The organism is Mesorhizobium liriopis, assembly GCF_024053505.1.
GTDB lineage: Bacteria > Pseudomonadota > Alphaproteobacteria > Rhizobiales > Rhizobiaceae > Mesorhizobium_B > Mesorhizobium_B liriopis.
Map to the genome: position 1 here is coordinate 421,018 of NZ_JAMXQS010000003.1, position 17,562 is coordinate 438,579.

The following is a 17,562-nucleotide window of genomic DNA, read 5'->3' on the forward strand; positions in this document are numbered from 1 at the left end:
ACGACCCATGACGACCAAAGCCTACGACTATATCATCACGGGGGCCGGCCCCGCGGGCTGCGTTCTGGCCAACCGCTTGAGCGAAGACCCGAGCACCACTGTGCTGCTTCTGGAAGCCGGCGGGTCGGACTGGAACCCGCTCTTCCACATGCCGGCCGGCTTCGCCAAGATGACCAAGGGCGTGGCAAGCTGGGGCTGGGAAACCGTGCCGCAGCAGCACCTCAAGAACCGCGTCCTGCGCTACACCCAGGCCAAGGTCGTCGGCGGCGGCTCGTCGATCAACGCGCAGCTCTATACGCGCGGCAACAAGGCCGATTACGATATCTGGGCGTCAGAGGACGGCTGCACCGGTTGGAGCTATCGCGAGGTCCTGCCCTACTTCAAGCGTGCCGAAGACAACCAGCGCTTTGCCGACGACTATCATGCCTATGGCGGGCCGCTCGGTGTTTCGATGCCGGTCTCGGCGCTGCCGATCTGCGACGCCTATATCCAGGCCGGCGAGGAACTGGGCATTCCCTATAACCCGGACTTCAACGGGCGCCAGCAGGCGGGCTTGGGCTTCTACCAGCTGACGCAACGCGACCGCCGCCGCTCCTCGGCTTCCATGGCCTATCTGAAACCCATCCGCGACCGAAAGAACCTGACGGTGCGGCTCGGCGCGCGGGTGGCGCGGGTGGTGCTGGAAGGGCGCCGCGCGGTGGGCGTGGAGCTCGCCACGCAGTCAGGCGTCGAGACGGTGCGGGCGGGCCGAGAGGTGATCGTTTCGTCGGGCGCCATCGGATCGCCCAAGCTGCTGATGCAGTCGGGCATCGGCCCGGCCGATCACTTGCGCAGCGTCGGCATCGACGTGCGCCACGACCTTTCCGGCGTCGGCAGCAACCTGCAGGACCATCTCGATCTCTTCGTGATCTCGGAATGCAAGGGCGATTTCACCTATGACGGCGTCGCCAAGCCGCATCGCACGGTCTGGGCGGGCCTCCAATATCTGCTGTTTCGTTCGGGCCCCGTCGCTTCCTCGCTCTTCGAGACGGGCGGCTTCTGGTATGCCGATCCGGACGCGCGCTCGCCCGACATCCAGTTCCATCTGGGCTTGGGTTCGGGCATCGAGGCGGGCGTCGAAAAGCTAAAGAATGCAGGTGTCACGCTGAACTCGGCCTATCTCCATCCGCGCTCGCGCGGGACGGTGCGGCTCTCGTCGGGCGATCCCGCGGCCGCACCGCTAATCGACCCGAATTATTTCGCAGACAGCCACGATCGGGCCATGTCGCTCGAAGGCTTGCGTCTCGCGCGCGAGATCATGCGCCAGCCTGCGCTCGAACGCTTCGTGCTGGCCGAGCGGCTGCCGGGGCCCAGCGTGCAGAGCGAAAGCGAATTGTTCGACTATGCCTGCGCCAACGCCAAGACCGATCACCATCCGGTCGGAACGTGCAAGATGGGAACCGGCGAAGACGCGGTGGTCGATCTGGAACTCAAGGTGCGCGGGCTCGAGGGCTTGCGCGTTTGCGATTCCTCGATCCTGCCGCGCGTGCCATCCTGCAACACCAACGCGCCGACGATCATGGCGGGCGAAAAGGGAGCAGACATCATTCGCGGTCTGCCGCCTTTGCCGCCTGCGATCTTCGCGCATGAACGCAACGATACGCGCCCTCGCGCGCGTGCCCATTTGAGCTGACCCATGATCCGCCATTGCGTCTTCATCCGCTTCAATGCGCAAACCACCAAACCCGAGCGCGAGGCAATCTTTGCCGCCGTGCATGCGCTGAAAGGGATCATTCCCGGGATCGTCGAGATCCGCACTGGCACGAACAACAGTCCCGAAGGCCTCGACAAGGGGTTCAGCGACGGCTTCATCGTGGATTTCGAGAATGCCGCAACACGCGACCGCTATTTGTCCGACCCCGACCATGCCAAGGTGGGCGCACGCATCGTGGCGGCGGCAGAAGGCGGGCTGGAGGGACTCCTGGTGTTCGATCTCGATTGGCGCGGCACGTCGGCGTGAGTTTGGACCCAAGAGCGTTTCTCTGTTCGCTTTTCGAAACGGCGGTCGCAGCGGCCGATCCGCATACGGTGATCGCCCGGCATCTGCCTGGACGGCCAAAGGGACGCACGGTCGTGGTGGGCGCGGGCAAGGGCGTGGCGCAACTGGCGCAGGCGTTCGAGCAAGCCTGGGATGGGCCGCTGGAGGGCGTGGTGGTGACCCGATACGGCTACGGCGCGCCTTGCGAGCGAATCGAGGTGCTCGAAGCCGCCCATCCGGTGCCGGACCAAGCAGGCCTGCGCGCCTCCGAACGGCTGCTCACGGCAGTGTCCGGTTTGACCGCGGACGATCTAGTGGTGGCGCTTGTTTGCGGCGGCGGCTCTGCACTTTTGCCGGCCCCGGCGGGAACGTTGACGCTCGAAGACGAGATCGCGCTCAACACGGCATTGCTCGCTTCCGGCGCGCCGATCCGGGCGATGAACGTGATCCGCAAGCATGTGTCGCGCATCAAGGGCGGGCGGCTGGCGGCAGCGGCCCACCCCGCGCGCGTGGTGAGCCTCGTGGTGTCGGACATTCCGGGCGACGAGGCTGCCCTAGTCGCGTCCGGCCCGACGATCGCGGATGCCGGCACGCGAGAGGATGTGCTCGATGCGGTTCGCCGCTACAGGATCGTGCTGCCCGAAAAGATCATGGCGCATCTGGCCGATCCGGCCTGTGCCGCACCTCTGCCCAGTGATCCACGCTTTGCCAACCACAGCCACGCCGTGATCGCCTCCGCACGCGTGTCGCTCGAAGCCGCCGCACGGCAGGCAGAGGCTCAGGGCATTGCGGCCGTGATCCTGTCGGACGCGATCGAGGGCGAGGCGCGCGAGGTGGCGCGCGTGCATGCGGCACTCGCACGCGAGGTGGCGACGCGCAACAGCCCGTTCTCCAAACCCGTCGTCATCCTGTCGGGCGGAGAAACCACGGTGACCCTGCGCAACGCCCACGGTCGCGGCGGGCGCAACAGCGAGTTCCTGCTTTCGCTGGCGCTCGATATCGATGGCATATCAGGCATTACGGCCATGGCGGCCGATACGGACGGCATCGACGGCTCGGAAGACAATGCCGGGGCGTTCTGCGACGGCAACACTGCCTCGCGCATCCGCGCGGCAGGTATCGACCCGGCGGCATGCCTGGCCGACAACGATGCCTGGAGTGCCTTCGATGCCGCCGATGAGCTGTTCGTGCCAGGGCCCACCAGCACCAATGTCAACGATTTCAGGGGGATCCTGATCGCCTGACGGGCGGCCGGCAGGTTGGCTGTTTTCTGTTATGCCAGGTCTTCGGGCAGCACGTCCGTCGGGATGTTCTGGAAGGAGACGGGGCGCAGGAAGCGGCGGATGGACAGTGTTCCGACGCTTGTCGCGCCGAAATTGGTGGAAGCGGGGTAAGGTCCGCCATGGACCATCGCATCCACCACCTCGACACCCGTAGGGAAGCCGTTGGCGAGCACGCGGCCGGCCTTGCGTTCGAGAACCGGCAAGAGCTTGCGAGCCAATGGCGCGTCGCCCGCATCCATATGGATCGTCGCGGTCAGTTGGCCCTGCAGGTTCTTGGCCAGCTCGATCATGCGCTCATCGGATTTGGTGCGCACGACGAGGCCGAGCGGCCCGAAGACTTCTTCGCCGAGCGTATGGTCTTCCATGAAGGCGTCCGCCTCGACCTCGTAGAGATTGGGCGATGCGGTGCGACCGTCGCTTTTGGTCTGCAGAAGCGGCTTGACCGAGTTGCGGCTGTTGAAGCGGTCCGAGCCCTCCGCATAGGCCTTGGCGATGCCATCGGTCAGCATGGTCTGTGGCTGGACTGCTTCGAGTGCGGTCTTGGTGGCAGCGATGAAGGCGTCGCCGTCGGACCCTTCCGGCACCACCGCGATGCCGGGATTGGTGCAGAACTGGCCTGCGCCCATGGCGAGCGAGCCGGCCCAGCCCTGGCCGAGCGTGTCAGCGCGAGCCTTGAGCGCTTCTGGCAGCACGAACATCGGGTTGACCGAGCCGAGTTCGCCGAAGAAGGGGATCGGCTCGGGCCGCGCGGCACACAGGTTGAAAAGCGCGCGGCCGCCCGTGAGCGAGCCGGTGAAGCCGACAGCCTTGATCAGCGGGTGCTGGACGAGCGCTTCGCCCACGGCGCGGCTGCCGCCCTGAACCAGCGAAAACACACCTCGGGGCATGCCGGTCTTCTCGATGGCAGCCAGAATGGCTTCCGCCACGATCTCACCCGTGCCGGGATGCGCGGAGTGACCCTTGACCACGACGGGGCAGCCTGCCGCTAGGGCAGCGGCCGTGTCGCCACCGGCCGTCGAGAACGCCAGCGGAAAGTTGGAGGCGCCGAACACGGCAACCGGCCCGATGGGACGCTGGATCAGCCTGATCTCGGGACGCGGCTGCGGCTTGCGCTCGGGCAGGGCCTGGTCGATGCGGCGGTCGAGATAGTCGCCCTTGCGGATGTGATCGGCAAAGAGGCGCAACTGGCCCACGGTGCGCCCACGCTCGCCTTCAAGACGGGCGGCCGGCAAGCCGCTTTCCTGTGTGCCGATTTCGGTGATGGCAGCACCACGCGCCTCGATCTCGTCGGCGATCGTCTCGAGAAAGACGGCACGCGTCTCGCGCGAGGCATAGGCAAAGGTCCAGAAGGCCTCTTCCGCCGCTTCCGCCGCACGGTTCACATCCTCGACCGTGCCGGCCGAAAACGGGTGAGACGGCCCATGCGCGGGCGACGAGGCAAAGGTCTCACCCCCGCCGACCCACTCGCCGGCAATGAGGTGCTTTCCGCGTGGGATGAAAGTGGACTGGCTCATCATATGTTCCTTATGCTTGGCCGCAGAGCGGTCCGGCGCACATGCCGCACGGTCTGGAGAAGACTTGCTCTCATGTGGCATGGCGCGATGGCCTCGGCCACCATGCCCGGGCAATTAGTGCCGATTGGTTCAGAGAAAACTCGCGTCGAACAGCGTGCGCGAATAATCCGCATGGGCGCGGCTCACCTGCAGGTCGTCTCGCGTCAACTCGTCCGCGAACACGCCATCCTTCATCACGAGCACGCGGTCTCACATATGGCCGATCACCCACAGGTCCTGGCTGACCAGCACACAAGTCAGTTCGCGCAGGTTGCTTAGGAGGGCCGACGGCAATTTCGAATAGGCCGACGGCTTAGCCCGAATTCGGCCTTGTCGGCATGAAGCCGAGACGCTCGACCGTATCCCGAAGGACAGCTACTGCGCCTTCCAGGCAATGTTGCAAAGATAGGCGCCGTCCAGCCTCCGGTCTTTTTCGAAGGCCCGGCCTCACGCATTCTCGTCATCCGGAGCCAAAAGGGCCAGCACCGAGGAGTCTATGTCGATCACGTCGCTTTCCGCGAACGGTTCGGGGGGAGACCCGCTTCCCGGCAGGTGAACAGCGAGGCTCTGCAAACGCGAATATTGCTTCGCTGCTCGCGCGCTGAAATCCCCAGTGTCGATCGGCTTCATGGCCATGACCCAAAGGCCGGCGTTCAGAAAGCGATCGCTCGTCTGGAAGTTGCCCATATCGAACGACCAGTCGGCGCCCGTCATTCCAGCGGCAAGCATTTCGACCATCAGCGCGAGGTTGGCGCCCTTATAACCGCCGAAGGGCAGGAGTGCTCCGCGCATCGCTTCCCGCGCATCGTTGGTGGGCGCGCCTTTCGCATCGGTGGCCCACCCTTCGGGGATCGGCCGGTTTTCAGCGGCAGCGCGCGCCAGATTGACGAATGCGGTGGCGCTCGAGGACTGGTCGATCACCAGCGGTCCGTGGGGCGGCAGTCGCGGGGCCGCGAATGCCAGCGGGTTCGTGGAGAAAACGGGCGCGCCGCCGGCCTTCGACGCCATCATCGCGTGGGCATTGGTGGCTGCGATGGCGACGAGACCCTTCTGGGCCAGGCGGCGGACATAGTAGCCGAGTTCACCGGTGGTGTAGCTGTTGCGCTGGGTGAAGGTCGCCAGCCCGAATGTCTCGGCGCGCGAAACAAGATCGGCGAAGGCCATGTCGAAGCCGAGTTGCGCGATGCCGCCTTGCGCATCGCTGGCGATGACGGCCGGCATCGGGCTCGCAAGCACGGGCACTGCCGCACCGTTGATCCGCCCATCGCGCAGGCTGACAAGATAGGCCGGCAGATGGCCTGCACCCACTTCCCTACGCCCGGCGCGTTCGGCCGAAAGGGTCGCCTCAAGGAGAGAGGCGGCCAAGGCTGCGCTCGCGCCTGCTTTCAGCAAGGCCTGCTCGGAGAGCGTGCGAAAGCGCTTGACGCTGATTTCTGTCATTCGTCCTTCCTCGACCGCAGGCTCGGAGCGTCCGCAACTATTTATGCAGCTGATTTCGAGCCCATCGCGATTTCAAGCCTGGCTGGCACCCTCTCGAATTCAAAGCGCCAGTGCGGCCTTCCGCCCATCATGGATCGCAAAGGCTGCCTGACGGGGCGCGGAACAGTCTCCGATCGCGCGATGGGCGATGCCGCGCATGTTCAATTCCGACGAGAGCTCGCTCGAAGCCATGCCGGTGGAGGCGAAGACGAGCGTGTCGGCCTCGACCTTCTGCTCCATTCCGCCGAGCAACGAAGTGACCGTGGCCGTCTTGCCGTCCCAATGGGTCACGGCGCTCTCGGTGATGAAACGGGTGCCGAGCCGAATGAGTGCACGGCGCAGCGGGAGGTCTACCGCCATGCGCTGCAACTCCTTTCCGACGAGCGGGTCGGGCGTGACGAGCACCACATCGTGGCCATCCTCGGCGAGCTTCCAAGCCGTGCCGCAGCCTTTCCAGTTGCCGCCATCGTCGAGCACGACCACCCGCTTGCCCGACCTTGCCTCACGCGCCATCACCGCTTCGGCAGATACGACCGGACCGCCGCCCGGAATGGTGCTCCATTGCGGCAGGGCGCGCTGGAAGGCGCCATCGGGCGGCAGGGAGCCCGTGGCGATGATCACATGGTCTGCGCCCTCGCGCGCCACATCCTCCGCTTCGACATAGGCGCCGAAACGCACCTCCACCTGCAGCTGGTTGAGCTGGCGCTCGTACCATTCGATCAGATCGATGATCTGCGTGCGTCGGGGCTGCATTCCGGCGAGCCGGAACTGGCCGCCCAGGCGATCGGAGGCTTCGGCCAGCACCACGCGATGGCCGCGCTCGGCTGCAACGCGCGCGGCTTCGAGCCCGGCCGGCCCGCCCCCTACCACCATCACGCGGCCGGGTTTCGATGTCGGCGTGAATCGGTCGCCGCCCCATTCCCATTCGCGGCCCGCCGACGGGTTGACGACGCAAGAGATCCAGTAGTCGCGAGAGCGGCGGCCCCAGCACATCTGGTTGCAGGACAAGCAGCCGCGAATATCCTCGGAACGCCCGGCCTGCGCCTTGGCCGCCAGATGCGGATCCGCGATCTGCCCGCGCACGATGGAAACGAGATCGGCACGGCCCTCGCTCAACACGCTTTCGGCGTTTTCAGGCGTCCTGATATGACTTTCGGCCGTGACCAGTGCATGTCGCACAGCGGATTTCAGCACTGCGGCCAGATCAGCGCCGAGCTTTTCGGGATAGGTGAAGGTCGGCATGATCGCGGTGAAGTCGAAGTAGCTGCCCGTTCCACAGGTCACGTAATCCATCAGCCTGTCGCGGTCGTGGAGTGCCACGATCTCGGCCAAGGCCTCGCGCCCCAGCGCCACTTCGACATTCGGATCGTCGTTGACGGCGAGGCCGATGATGAAATCCTCGCCGCATGTCTCGCGGATGCGGCGCATCACCTCGCGGCCCATACGGGTGCGATTCTCGAGGATTCCGCCCCAGCGGTCGTCTCGGCGGTTCGACCACGGCGTCCAGAACTGGTCGAGCATGGAATGATAGGCGGCCCAGACCTCGACACCGTCGAAGCCTGCGTCCCGGCACCGCCGCGCCGCCTGCACGAAGCCGTCGATCGTTTCCTCGATCTCACTCTCCGTCATCGCATGGGAGCCGTCGGAATCGTGGTAGCTTGGCAAGCCCGACGGCGACCAGCCAGGATGGAAGGAGTTGTCGGCGTCGGCATGCTGGCCGACATGGTAGAGCTGCTGGATCGCCACCGCTCCGTGGCCCTTGATCGCCTCCGCGACTTTGCGGAAATGCGGAACGACGCTGTCGTCGGATGGGCGGAAATTGCCGCGTGTCAGAACGGCCGCCGGGTGTACCGGCATCGGCTCGACCACGATCATGGCGGCACCCCCGATGGCGCGCTCGGCATAGTAGGCGATGTGCTGCTCGGTCGGCAGCCCGTTCACCGCCATGTTGGCCGTGTGCGCGCCGAAGACGATCCTGTTGCGAAGCGTCTTGTTGCGCAAGGCGACTGGCGCGAAGAGCCGTTTGAACACCCGTTCCTGCATCGTTTCTCCCTCGAGCGACAATGCCGGCAAGTATTTCGACATCCGCTGCTGGTACCCGCGACTGAAACTTTCTCAAGGCTGGCACGGTCTGCGAAAGAGGGCGAGTGTTGCCTTGAGGGAAACTATCTGGGCGTAATGCCCGCGATCAGGCAATGCCTATGACCGACAGAAGCTTTTCCCGCGACGAAATCCACAGCGCCCGAGATACGATGTTCGCCCAGCAGCAGACGGGATGGCGGCCGTGATCCGGCGCTTCTACGGGCTTCCCTCGCTCAACGCGCTCGCCGCCTTCGAGGCCGCCGCGCGTCACAACAGTCTGACCAAGGCGGCGGAGGAGCTGAACGTCACGACCGGCGCGGTTTCCAAGCAGGTCCGGATGCTCGAAGAAGAACTCGGCAACCCGCTCTTCCTGCGCCGGCATCGGGCTCTCGAACTGACCCGCGAGGGCGAAACCATGGCGGCCGCGCTTCACGAAAGCTTCGAAAAGATTTCGTCCACGTTCCGGCAGGTGGCGGCATCGGGCGGCCATACGAGCGTCACGATTGGCTCCACCATGGCCATGGCCAATCTCTGGCTGATGCCGCGCATGGGGGCCTTCTGGAACGCGCATCAGGACATCGTGGTCGATCACGTGATCTCGGACCATCCGCGCGGTCTCGACCGGCCCGACGTGGACTTACGCATTCGCTATGGCGACGGCGACTGGCCCGACGAGCATTCGGCGCTGCTTTACGAGGACCGTATCTTCGCGGTCGCGAGCCCTGCTTTCATCCGCGAGCATCCCGTGCGGGCGCCGAACGATCTCGCCCGGCTCCAGCTTCTGTCCGTCGAGGGCATGGACTGGACATGGACGACCTGGGCCGATTTCCTGCGTGAAGCCGGCCAACCGGAGCGACGGCTCAATGTGCGGCGCTTCAACAGCTATGTGATCGCACTTCAGGCCGCACTCAGCGGACAGGGAATCGCGCTCGGCTGGGCGAGCCTCGTCTCCCCGCTGATCGAAACGGGCGCGCTGGTTCAGGTGACGGAAAGCGAAATTCCCGCGCCCCAAGCCTGCTTCGTCACCTGGAGTGCGCGCCGCCCGCTCAGCCGTCCCGCGCTTGTCCTGAAAAGCTGGCTGCTCTCGCTTCACCCTTGAGTTGAGCTCAAGCGAAATGCGCCGCGTATTCGCTTGAACGGTCGCGAACCTGACGCTCTGTTGAGTGTTGAGGGAGTGCCAGACCATGAACACCACCGACATGATCGCGGAAGCGCCGGCTCAACGCCGTGGCGGTGGGCGGATGGGGCGCAAAGTGTTGCGCAGTGCGGCCGTGCCCTCCTTGCCGACGCTGGTGCGCAAGATACCCGCTTACGAGATCGTGCCCGACGAGGCGGTGGAACTGATCCACGACGCCTCGCTCCGGATCCTCGAAGAGATCGGCTGCGAATTCCGAGACGATGAGGCGATCGCGCTCTGGAAAGCGGCCGGCGCGGATGTCGCTGAAACGCGCGTGCACATCGACCGCGCGCTTCTCCTGGAACTCGTCGGAAAGATTCCATCCGAATTCACGCTCAACGCGCGAAACCCCGAGCGCTCGGTGAGGGTCGGCGGCAAGAACTCGATCTTCGTGCCGATGTATGGCGCGCCCTACGTGCGCGATCTCGACAATAACCGTCGCTACGGCACGCTGGAAGACCTCAACAACTTTCACAAGCTCGCCTATATGGCGCCGGCGCTGCATTCCTCGTCCTCGATCATCTGCGAGCCGATGGAGATTCCGGTGCCCAAGCGGCACCTCCACATCGTCCATTCGGCACTCAAGCACTCCGACAAGCCGTTCATGGGCATCGTCACCTCGAAGGACCGCGCCGAGGACACGATGGCGATGGCGGGCCTCGTCTTCGGCGAAGACTTCGTGCGCGACAATCCGGTGCTCGTTTCCATCACCAACTGCAATTCGCCCTTGGTGTGGGACGCGACCATGCTGGATGCGATGAAGGTCTATGCGCGGCACAACCAGCCGCTGATCCTCGCCCCCTTCGCCCTTTGTGGGGCGTCCACGGCCGCCTCGTCCGTGGGGGCTGTGGCGCAGGTGAATGCGGAAGCGCTGGCGGGGCTCGCCTTCACCCAGTTGCTGCGTCCCGGCTCGCCCCAGATCTACGGTCAGTTCATGGTGACGGTCGACATGAAGACCGGCGCGCCCATGGGCGGCACGCCGGAAGCAGCCCAGATGATGTATCTGATGGGGGCACTCGCGCGGAAATATCGCCTGCCCTGGCGCACCTCGGGCTTTCATGTGGGCTCCAAGCTCAACGACGCGCAGGCGGGCTACGAATCCAACATGCTCATGCATGCCGCGATCCTGGCGGGCGCAAACTATATCTGGCATTCCGCTGGCTGGCTCGAGGCGGGCCTCACCTGCGGCTATTCGAAGTTCGCCACCGACTGCGAACAGCTGGTCGGCTGGTACAAATATGCCGGCGGCGTTTCCTTCGACGATTTCAACGAGGCGATGGCGGCGATCCGCGAAGTGGGGCCGCAGGGCCATTTTCTCGGCACGCAGCACACGCTCGATCATTTCGAGACGGCATTCTTCATGCCGACCCTGATGGACTTCAACTCCTTCGAGCAGTGGAACGCGGAAGGTGCCAAAGACCACGACACGCGGGGCCGCGAGAAGGCGCGCGCGATGCTCAACGACTACCAGGAGCCGAAGCTGGATGAGGGTGTGGCGGAAGCCTTGCAGGATTTTATTGCGAAGCGCGAGAAAACCCTGCCAGATACGGTGAACTGAGAGCAATCGACCCAGTGATGACAACAGTCACGCGAGGCAGACGACCAGCAAAAAGGGCCCAGCCCTCTCTTTGGCGGGCGCTCGCATGAACGCGCCTTTGCTTCGCGACCCGCTTCTTCAGCCTTTTCGGCTCAAGCATCTGGTGCTGAAGAACCGGCTGATGTCGACCGCGCACGAGCCGGCCTATTCCGAGGACGGGCTGCCCAAGGAGCGCTACCGCCTTTATCACGCGGAGAAAGCCAAGGGCGGCATCGCGCTGACCATGACGGCGGGCTCGGCCATCGTTTCCCGCGACAGCCCGGCCGCGTTCGGCAACCTTCAGGCCTATCGCGACGCAATCGTGCCGTGGCTTCGTGAGCTTGCCAACAGCTGCCATGAGCACGACTGCAAGGTGATGATCCAGCTCACCCATCTGGGCCGCCGCACCGGCTGGAACAAGGCGGACTGGCTGCCCGTGCTGGCGCCCTCTTCCGTGCGCGAGCCGGCGCACCGTGCCTTTCCGAAGGTGATGGAAGCTTGGGACATCGAGCGCATTGTCGCCGACTATGCGAGTGCGGCCGAGCGCATGAAAGCGGCCGGGCTCGACGGCATCGAGTTCGAAGCCTACGGCCATCTGATGGACGGCTTCTGGTCGCCCATGACCAACACGCGCGACGACGAATGGGGTGGCGCGCTCGACAACCGGCTGCGCTTCACGTGGGCCGTGATCGACGCGGTGCGCGCGGCGGTCGGTTCAGACTTCATCGTCGGCATCCGCATGGTGGCCGATGAAGACGCCGAGAAAGGCCTGAGCCGCGCGGAAGGCGTCGCAATCGCGCAGCGGCTGGCGGCTTCCGGCAAGTTCGACTTCCTCAACATCATTCGCGGCACCATCGAGACCGATGCGGCGCTGACCGAGGTGATCCCGATCACCGGCATGCGCTCCGCGCCCTCCCTCGACTTTGCCGGCGAGGTGCGCGAGGCAACGCAGTTCCCCACCTTCCATGCCGCGCGCATCGCCGATGTCGCGACCGCGCGCCATGCGATTGCTTCCGGCAAGCTCGACATGGTCGGCATGACGCGCCCGCACATTGCGGACCCCTATATCATGCGCAAGGTGCTGGAAGGCGAAGAGCACCGCATCCGCCCCTGCGTGGGCGCCACCTACTGCCTCGACCGCATCTATGAAGGCGGCGAGGCACTCTGCATCCACAATGCCGCGACTGGCCGCGAGGCGACGATCCCGCATGTGATCACGCGCACGAGCGGGCGTCTGAAGACAGTCGTCGTGGTCGGTGCGGGACCGGCCGGGCTCGAAGCGGCACGTGTGCTCGCCGAGCGCGGGCACCGGGTGACCGTTCTCGAAGCCTCAAGCCAAGCCGGCGGGCAGCTCAGGCTGGCTGTGCAGAACCCGCGCCGGCGCGAGCTGATCGGCATCGTGGACTGGCGGCTGGCTGAACTCGAACGCCTCGGCGTCGCGGTCCGATACGATGTCTGGGCGGAACCCGAGGACGTGCTGGCTCTCAAGCCGGACGTGGTGGTGATCGCCACCGGCGGCCTGCCACAGAACCCGCCGCTGGAAGCGGGCGACGATCTCGTGACCTCGAGCTGGGACATCCTGTCGGGCGCGGCGAAGCCGGCCGAAACCGTGCTGCTTTTCGACGACAATGGCGGACATCAGGGCATGTCGGCGGCAGAACTGATCGGCCGCGCCGGGTCTGTGCTCGAACTCGTCTCGCCCGAGCGCATGTTCGCGCCCGAAATGGGGGGCATGAACCATGTGCCCTATATGCGCGCGTTCCAGGAGCATGGCGTGCGCGTTACCATCAACACGCGGCTCCAAGCCGTGCGCCGCGACGGCAACAAGCTGGTGGCGACGCTTTCCTCCGACTTCGCCAAAGGCTGGCGCGAGGAGCGCCGGGTCGACCAAGTGGTGGTCGAGCACGGCACCGTGCCGCTCGACGAGCTCTACCACGCGCTCAAAACCCTTTCGGCCAATGCCGGGGCCGTCGATTACGAGGCGCTTGTTTCGGGCAACAATCCCTTTCCCACAACAGAGCCGGACAACGGCTTCATCCTGTTCCGCATCGGCGACGCCGTCGCCTCCCGGAACATCCACGCCGCAATCTATGACGGAGTTCGGTTCACGTTGAGTCTCTGAGGCAACCATAAAAAGGGGAAGGCAAATGCGTTTTTTCAAAAGCAATGGAAGCCGCGTTCCGGCGGCAGTGGAAAAGATGGGCGCGGAGGTGCGCGCAGGCCGCATGGACCGTCGCGAGTTCCTGGCGCTCGCCAGCGCACTCGGCGCTTCGACGGCTGCGGCCTACGCCATGGCGGGTCTCAGCGCCCCGCAGCGGGCCTTCGGGCAGGAAGGCACCAAGGGCGGCACGCTGCATGTGGCGATGGCAGTGAAGGGCCAGAAGGACCCGCGCACCTATGACTGGGTGGAACTCGGCAACATCGCCCGCACCTGGCTCGAACCGCTCGTGACCTACACGCGCGACTTCACTTTCGAACCGGTTCTGCTCGAAAGCTGGGAAGTCAGCGACGACGCCAGGGAATACATCCTGCATGTCCGCCAAGGTGTGACCTGGAACAATGGCGACCCGTTCACCGCCGACGACGTGGTTTATAACCTCAACCGCTGGTGCGAAAAGGGCGTGTCCGGCAACTCCATGGCGGCCCGCGTCGGCGGGCTGATCGACGCGGCTTCGGGCAAGGCGCGCGAGGGAGCCATCACCAAGGTGGACGACAAGACGGTCAAGCTGTCGCTGAGCGATCCCGACATCTCCTTGATCCCGAACTTCACCGACTATCCGGCGCTCATCGTGCACCGCAATTTCGACCAAGATGGTGCGGACCCGGTTTCCAAGCCGATCGGCACGGGCGCGTTCGAGCTCGTGTCCTACGATGTGGGCCAGAAGGCCGTGGTCAAGCGGCGCGAGAACGGCAAGTGGTGGGGCGGCGAAGCCCTGCTCGACGGCATCGAATTCATCGATTACGGCACCGACTTCTCGGCGACCGTGAACGCGTTCGAGTCCGGCGAGATCGACATCAACATGGAAACGCCGGCCGATTTCATCGACATTCTCGACGGCCTGAACCTCACCAAATCCGAGGTCGCGACCGCGACCACGCTGGTGGCGCGCACGAATGTCACGCAGAAGCCCTATGACGACAAGCGCGTGCGTAACGCGTTGCAGATGGCGGTGGACAATGCGACGGTGCTCAAGCTCGGCTATAACGGGCGCGGCGATGTGGGCGAGAACCACCATGTGGCGCCGATCCACCCCGAATATGCCGAACTGCCAAAGAAGACGCGCGACGCGGCAGGGGCCAAGGCCTTGATGGCGGAAGCCGGCCAGGCGGATTTCGAGCACGAGCTGATCACGGTCGAGGACGACTGGCAGAAGAACACGGGCGACGCGATTGCCGCGCAGTTGCGCGAGGCCGGCATCAAGGTGAAGCGCACGGTGCTGCCCGGCTCCACCTTCTGGAACGACTGGACGAAATATCCGTACTCGATGACCATCTGGTACATGCGCCCGCTCGGTGTGCAGGTACTGGCACTCGGCTATCGGACGGGTGAAGCCTGGAACGAGAGCGGCTATTCCAATCCCGAATTCGATGCCAAGCTCAAGGAAGCACTGTCGGTCAACGACCCAGAAAAGCGCCGCGTGGTGATGAAGGACGTGGAAACGATCCTGCAGGACTCGGGCGTGATCATCCAGCCGTTCTGGCAGAGGCTCTACAGCCATATGAGCCCCAAGGTGAAAGGCTACGGCGTTCACCAGACATTCCAGATGGACCTGCAGAAGGTGTCGCTGGAACAAAGCTGAACGCATTCGGCGAGAGCCGTTGCCTCGAGCACGGCATCCTGATCAACCAAAAGGATCGGGATGCCGTGGTCGCGTTTCCTTGAACGTCCCGTTCTTGCTTTCTCCGGCTCACGGTGCACCTCTGCGCTGTGATGACCAACACTGCCCGCGTCCGCGTGATCGATCTTGAAACCACCGGCTCCCGTCCGCCGGCGCATGGTGTGGTCGAGATCGGCTGGCAGGATGTGGTGCGGGGCCAGGACGGGCGCTGGACTGTCGGTGACGAACGCGGCGCGCTGTTCGTCAATCCGGGGCGGCCGATCCCGCCGGTGACCATGGCGGTCCACCACATCATCGACGCCGATGTGGCGGAGGCACCCTTCTGGCACGAAGCGGCACCGGGGGTGCTCAAGCCCCATGGCGGGGTGGCGGCGCTCGCCGCACACCGGGCCGCTTTCGAAGAGCGCTTCTGCACGCCCAAGCTGACGGGCGGGGCGCGCTGGATCTGCACATGGAAATGCGCGCTCCGGCTCTGGCCCGACTCGCCGAGCTTCTCCAACCAGATCCTGCGCTACTGGCGCATGCCGGAGGGCTTGGTGCGTGAGATCAGCCTGCCCGCACACCGCGCATTGCCGGATGCCTATGTGACGGCTCATCACCTGCGCGACATGCTCAACGAGGCCTCACTCGACCAGCTTCTCGCATGGAGCGACGAACCCGGCCTGTTGCCCCGCGTGCCGGCCGGGCCCGAACGCGGGCAATATTGGCGTGATCTCGACGATGCCACGCTTCAGCGGTTCGCCAAGGACCGCGACGAGGACATCCGCTTTTCGGCGCGAACGGAACTGAACAGCCGACGGACAGACGGCAGCCCATCACCACTGCCGGCCCAAGGAAGCCTGCTCTAGCTCGGAAGGCGTTAAATCAGCTGCCCTGCAGTCGGGTCAGAAAATCCAACGAGCGCCTTAGTGCCGTGCGGATGACGGGCAGCGGCAGTGGATCGGCGACGCGCATGGGGTCCTGTTTTTGGGGCCGCCGCAGGCGAAGCGGAAGCTCGATGCCGAGCGGAAGATCGGGCGGCAATAACCCCCACAGCGCCTGATAGTCGATCAGGCCGTCGCCGAGCGCGGTGAATTGCCAGCCACCCTCCCCGTCATCGGACACATCCTTCAAATGAAGATGAGACACGAGAGGCAACGCTCGCGTGATATCCGCGGCAGGCTGGATACCGCCACCGTGATAGGTGAAGATATTGCCGGCATCGTAGTTGAGGCGGATCCGGTCCGAACCGATCCGCTGGATCAGGGCTTCTCCTTGCGCTGCGTTTTCGATCACGTCATCGGATCCGTGCCCTGGGTTCTCCAAGGCAACCGTGACGCCCGTGCTGGCGCATAAGGGGATCACGGCGCGCAAGGTGGAAAGAACCCTGTCTTCTTGACTGCGCTTTCCGGCATTGGTGATGAGAAAGTGCGCGCCGACCATGCCAGCAAAGCGGATGCGGCGCTCGAGCATCGACACTGCATCGTCACCGCCGCAATCCATATGCGCCGAGACGGCAATGACACCGAGCCCCTCGCGCGTTATGGCCTGCGACAATGCCGTGGCATTCCCCTCCGAGAAATCGTCCTCGGAAAACGCGACATAGCCCTTGATGAAAGCCGGCTCGACCCATGTCGCGCCGCCGGCCGCGATCTCGCCGAGCGCGCGGTCCATGGGGTAGCCGTCGAACAGCACGGTGGAGATCGAGACGGGACGCATGGGACGGCGGCTCAGGCGCCCTTGCCGTAGACGATGAGCTCGGCGGCCTCCTTGACGGTGGCCGGTTCGAGTGCTGTGCGCCAGTCTTCCTTCACCACCTTGTTCTTGGCAAAGCGCATCAGGCGCAGGGCCGCGTCCGAAGGCACCTTGGGCGAGAAGCCGAACCACATGGCGATCTCGACATTGAGATGGCCGATCAGGAAGTCGAGCGCGGCCTCACGCTGGATACCGTATTTCGTGGCGCATTCCTCGACCGCTTCCACCATCGTGTCCACGAAAGGCATGGCGATCATCTCCGACAGGCCGGGTTCGAGGATCGCCAGCTGCTCGGTCGAAACGCGATAGGCGTTGATGATGGGCGACCACATCGCCCGGCAGATCTCTTCGCCCAGTGCATAGTGCTCTTCGGGCCCCTGCATCAGCGCGCAGACGATCGACTGACGCGCGATGCCGCCGTGGTAATCGCGACGCGCGTCCCACTCGGTCTCGTCATTGAAGAGCGGGGGGTGGCAGGGGTGGCCGATGAAATAAGTTAGGTCCGGCCGGTCCTTTGGCAGGTCCTCGGCATAAGGGGCCGCGGCGTCCAGGATCACCAGCATGGTACCGGCTTTCAGGTTCGGCGCCAACTCGCGCACGACCTGGCCGATGACGTTGTCGGGCAGCGCCAGCACCAAGACATCCGCGCCCTGGATACCTTCGGCCATGCCCACGGCCTCGATGCCCGCTTCCTTGAGCCGGGCACGGCCGGCGTCGCCGATCTCCACCGCACGCAGGTCATAACCCGCTTCGGCCAGTTTGCGGGTGACGCGAAATCCCATTTTGCCGCCCGATCCGAGCACGGCTACCGATCGTGTCATG

13 protein-coding genes are annotated in these 17,562 nt (G+C 64.8%); 8 read left to right on the forward strand and 5 right to left on the reverse strand.

Annotation, left to right across the window (positions count from 1 at the left end):
- The first annotated feature begins 7 nt into the window (after positions 1–7).
- The 3 genes from NGM99_RS07660 to NGM99_RS07670 are packed head-to-tail and all read left to right on the forward strand — an operon-like array spanning position 8 to position 3,261.
- The gene (locus NGM99_RS07660; RefSeq protein ID WP_252817663.1) at positions 8–1,672 is read left to right on the forward strand and encodes a GMC family oxidoreductase; all 1,665 of its coding nucleotides are present in this window, start codon (positions 8–10) and stop codon (positions 1,670–1,672) included.
- A gap of 3 nt (positions 1,673–1,675) precedes the next feature.
- Positions 1,676–1,999 (forward strand): Dabb family protein, encoded by a 324-nt coding sequence (locus tag NGM99_RS07665; protein WP_252817664.1) that lies wholly within the window; start codon positions 1,676–1,678, stop codon positions 1,997–1,999.
- Positions 1,996–3,261 (forward strand): glycerate kinase type-2 family protein, encoded by a 1,266-nt coding sequence (locus NGM99_RS07670; protein WP_252817665.1) that lies wholly within the window; start codon positions 1,996–1,998, stop codon positions 3,259–3,261. Before NGM99_RS07665 ends, NGM99_RS07670 begins: the two co-directional genes overlap by 4 nt.
- A 29-nt stretch (positions 3,262–3,290) precedes the next feature.
- Here the strand turns inward: NGM99_RS07670 and NGM99_RS07675 are convergent, their stop codons facing one another.
- The 3 genes from NGM99_RS07675 to NGM99_RS07690 form a co-directional block, all read right to left on the reverse strand.
- The gene (locus tag NGM99_RS07675; RefSeq protein ID WP_252817666.1) at positions 3,291–4,814 is read right to left on the reverse strand and encodes an aldehyde dehydrogenase (NADP(+)); all 1,524 of its coding nucleotides are present in this window, start codon (positions 4,812–4,814) and stop codon (positions 3,291–3,293) included.
- A gap of 486 nt (positions 4,815–5,300) precedes the next feature.
- Positions 5,301–6,293: an Ldh family oxidoreductase gene (locus tag NGM99_RS07685; protein WP_252817668.1), complete on the reverse strand. Its 993-nt coding sequence runs from the start codon at positions 6,291–6,293 to the stop codon at positions 5,301–5,303.
- Positions 6,294–6,392: 99 nt separating this feature from the next.
- Positions 6,393–8,375 carry an oxidoreductase gene (locus NGM99_RS07690; RefSeq protein WP_252817671.1) on the reverse strand — a complete coding sequence of 661 codons (1,983 nt, stop codon included), beginning with the start codon at positions 8,373–8,375 and terminating at the stop codon, positions 6,393–6,395.
- A 232-nt stretch (positions 8,376–8,607) separates the two neighbouring features.
- Here NGM99_RS07690 and NGM99_RS07695 point away from each other — a divergent pair, with 232 nt between their 5' ends.
- The 5 genes from NGM99_RS07695 (at position 8,608) to NGM99_RS07715 (ending at position 15,854) form a co-directional block, all read left to right on the forward strand.
- Positions 8,608–9,513: a LysR substrate-binding domain-containing protein gene (locus tag NGM99_RS07695; RefSeq protein WP_252817674.1), complete on the forward strand. Its 906-nt coding sequence runs from the start codon at positions 8,608–8,610 to the stop codon at positions 9,511–9,513.
- 85 nt (positions 9,514–9,598) lie between these two features.
- Positions 9,599–11,149, forward strand: coding sequence for a trimethylamine methyltransferase family protein (locus tag NGM99_RS07700; RefSeq protein ID WP_252817676.1), 1,551 nt, complete (start codon positions 9,599–9,601; stop codon positions 11,147–11,149).
- Between the two features lie 85 nt (positions 11,150–11,234).
- Positions 11,235–13,289, forward strand: a complete 2,055-nt coding sequence (locus NGM99_RS07705; RefSeq protein WP_289852376.1) for an NADH:flavin oxidoreductase — start codon at positions 11,235–11,237, stop codon at positions 13,287–13,289.
- A 25-nt stretch (positions 13,290–13,314) separates the two neighbouring features.
- Positions 13,315–14,967, forward strand: a complete 1,653-nt coding sequence (locus tag NGM99_RS07710; RefSeq protein WP_252817678.1) for an ABC transporter substrate-binding protein — start codon at positions 13,315–13,317, stop codon at positions 14,965–14,967.
- A 131-nt stretch (positions 14,968–15,098) separates the two neighbouring features.
- Positions 15,099–15,854: an exonuclease domain-containing protein gene (locus tag NGM99_RS07715; protein ID WP_252817680.1), complete on the forward strand. Its 756-nt coding sequence runs from the start codon at positions 15,099–15,101 to the stop codon at positions 15,852–15,854.
- Positions 15,855–15,870: 16 nt separating this feature from the next.
- Here the strand turns inward: NGM99_RS07715 and NGM99_RS07720 are convergent, their stop codons facing one another.
- Entirely contained in the window at positions 15,871–16,704 is an 834-nt protein-coding gene (locus tag NGM99_RS07720; protein ID WP_252817682.1) for a sugar phosphate isomerase/epimerase family protein, read from the reverse strand.
- Positions 16,705–16,715: 11 nt separating this feature from the next.
- A complete protein-coding gene (locus NGM99_RS07725) occupies positions 16,716–17,561 on the reverse strand; it encodes a phosphogluconate dehydrogenase C-terminal domain-containing protein (protein ID WP_252817684.1) in 846 nt (281 codons plus the stop codon).
- Position 17,562: the final 1 nt, after the last annotated feature.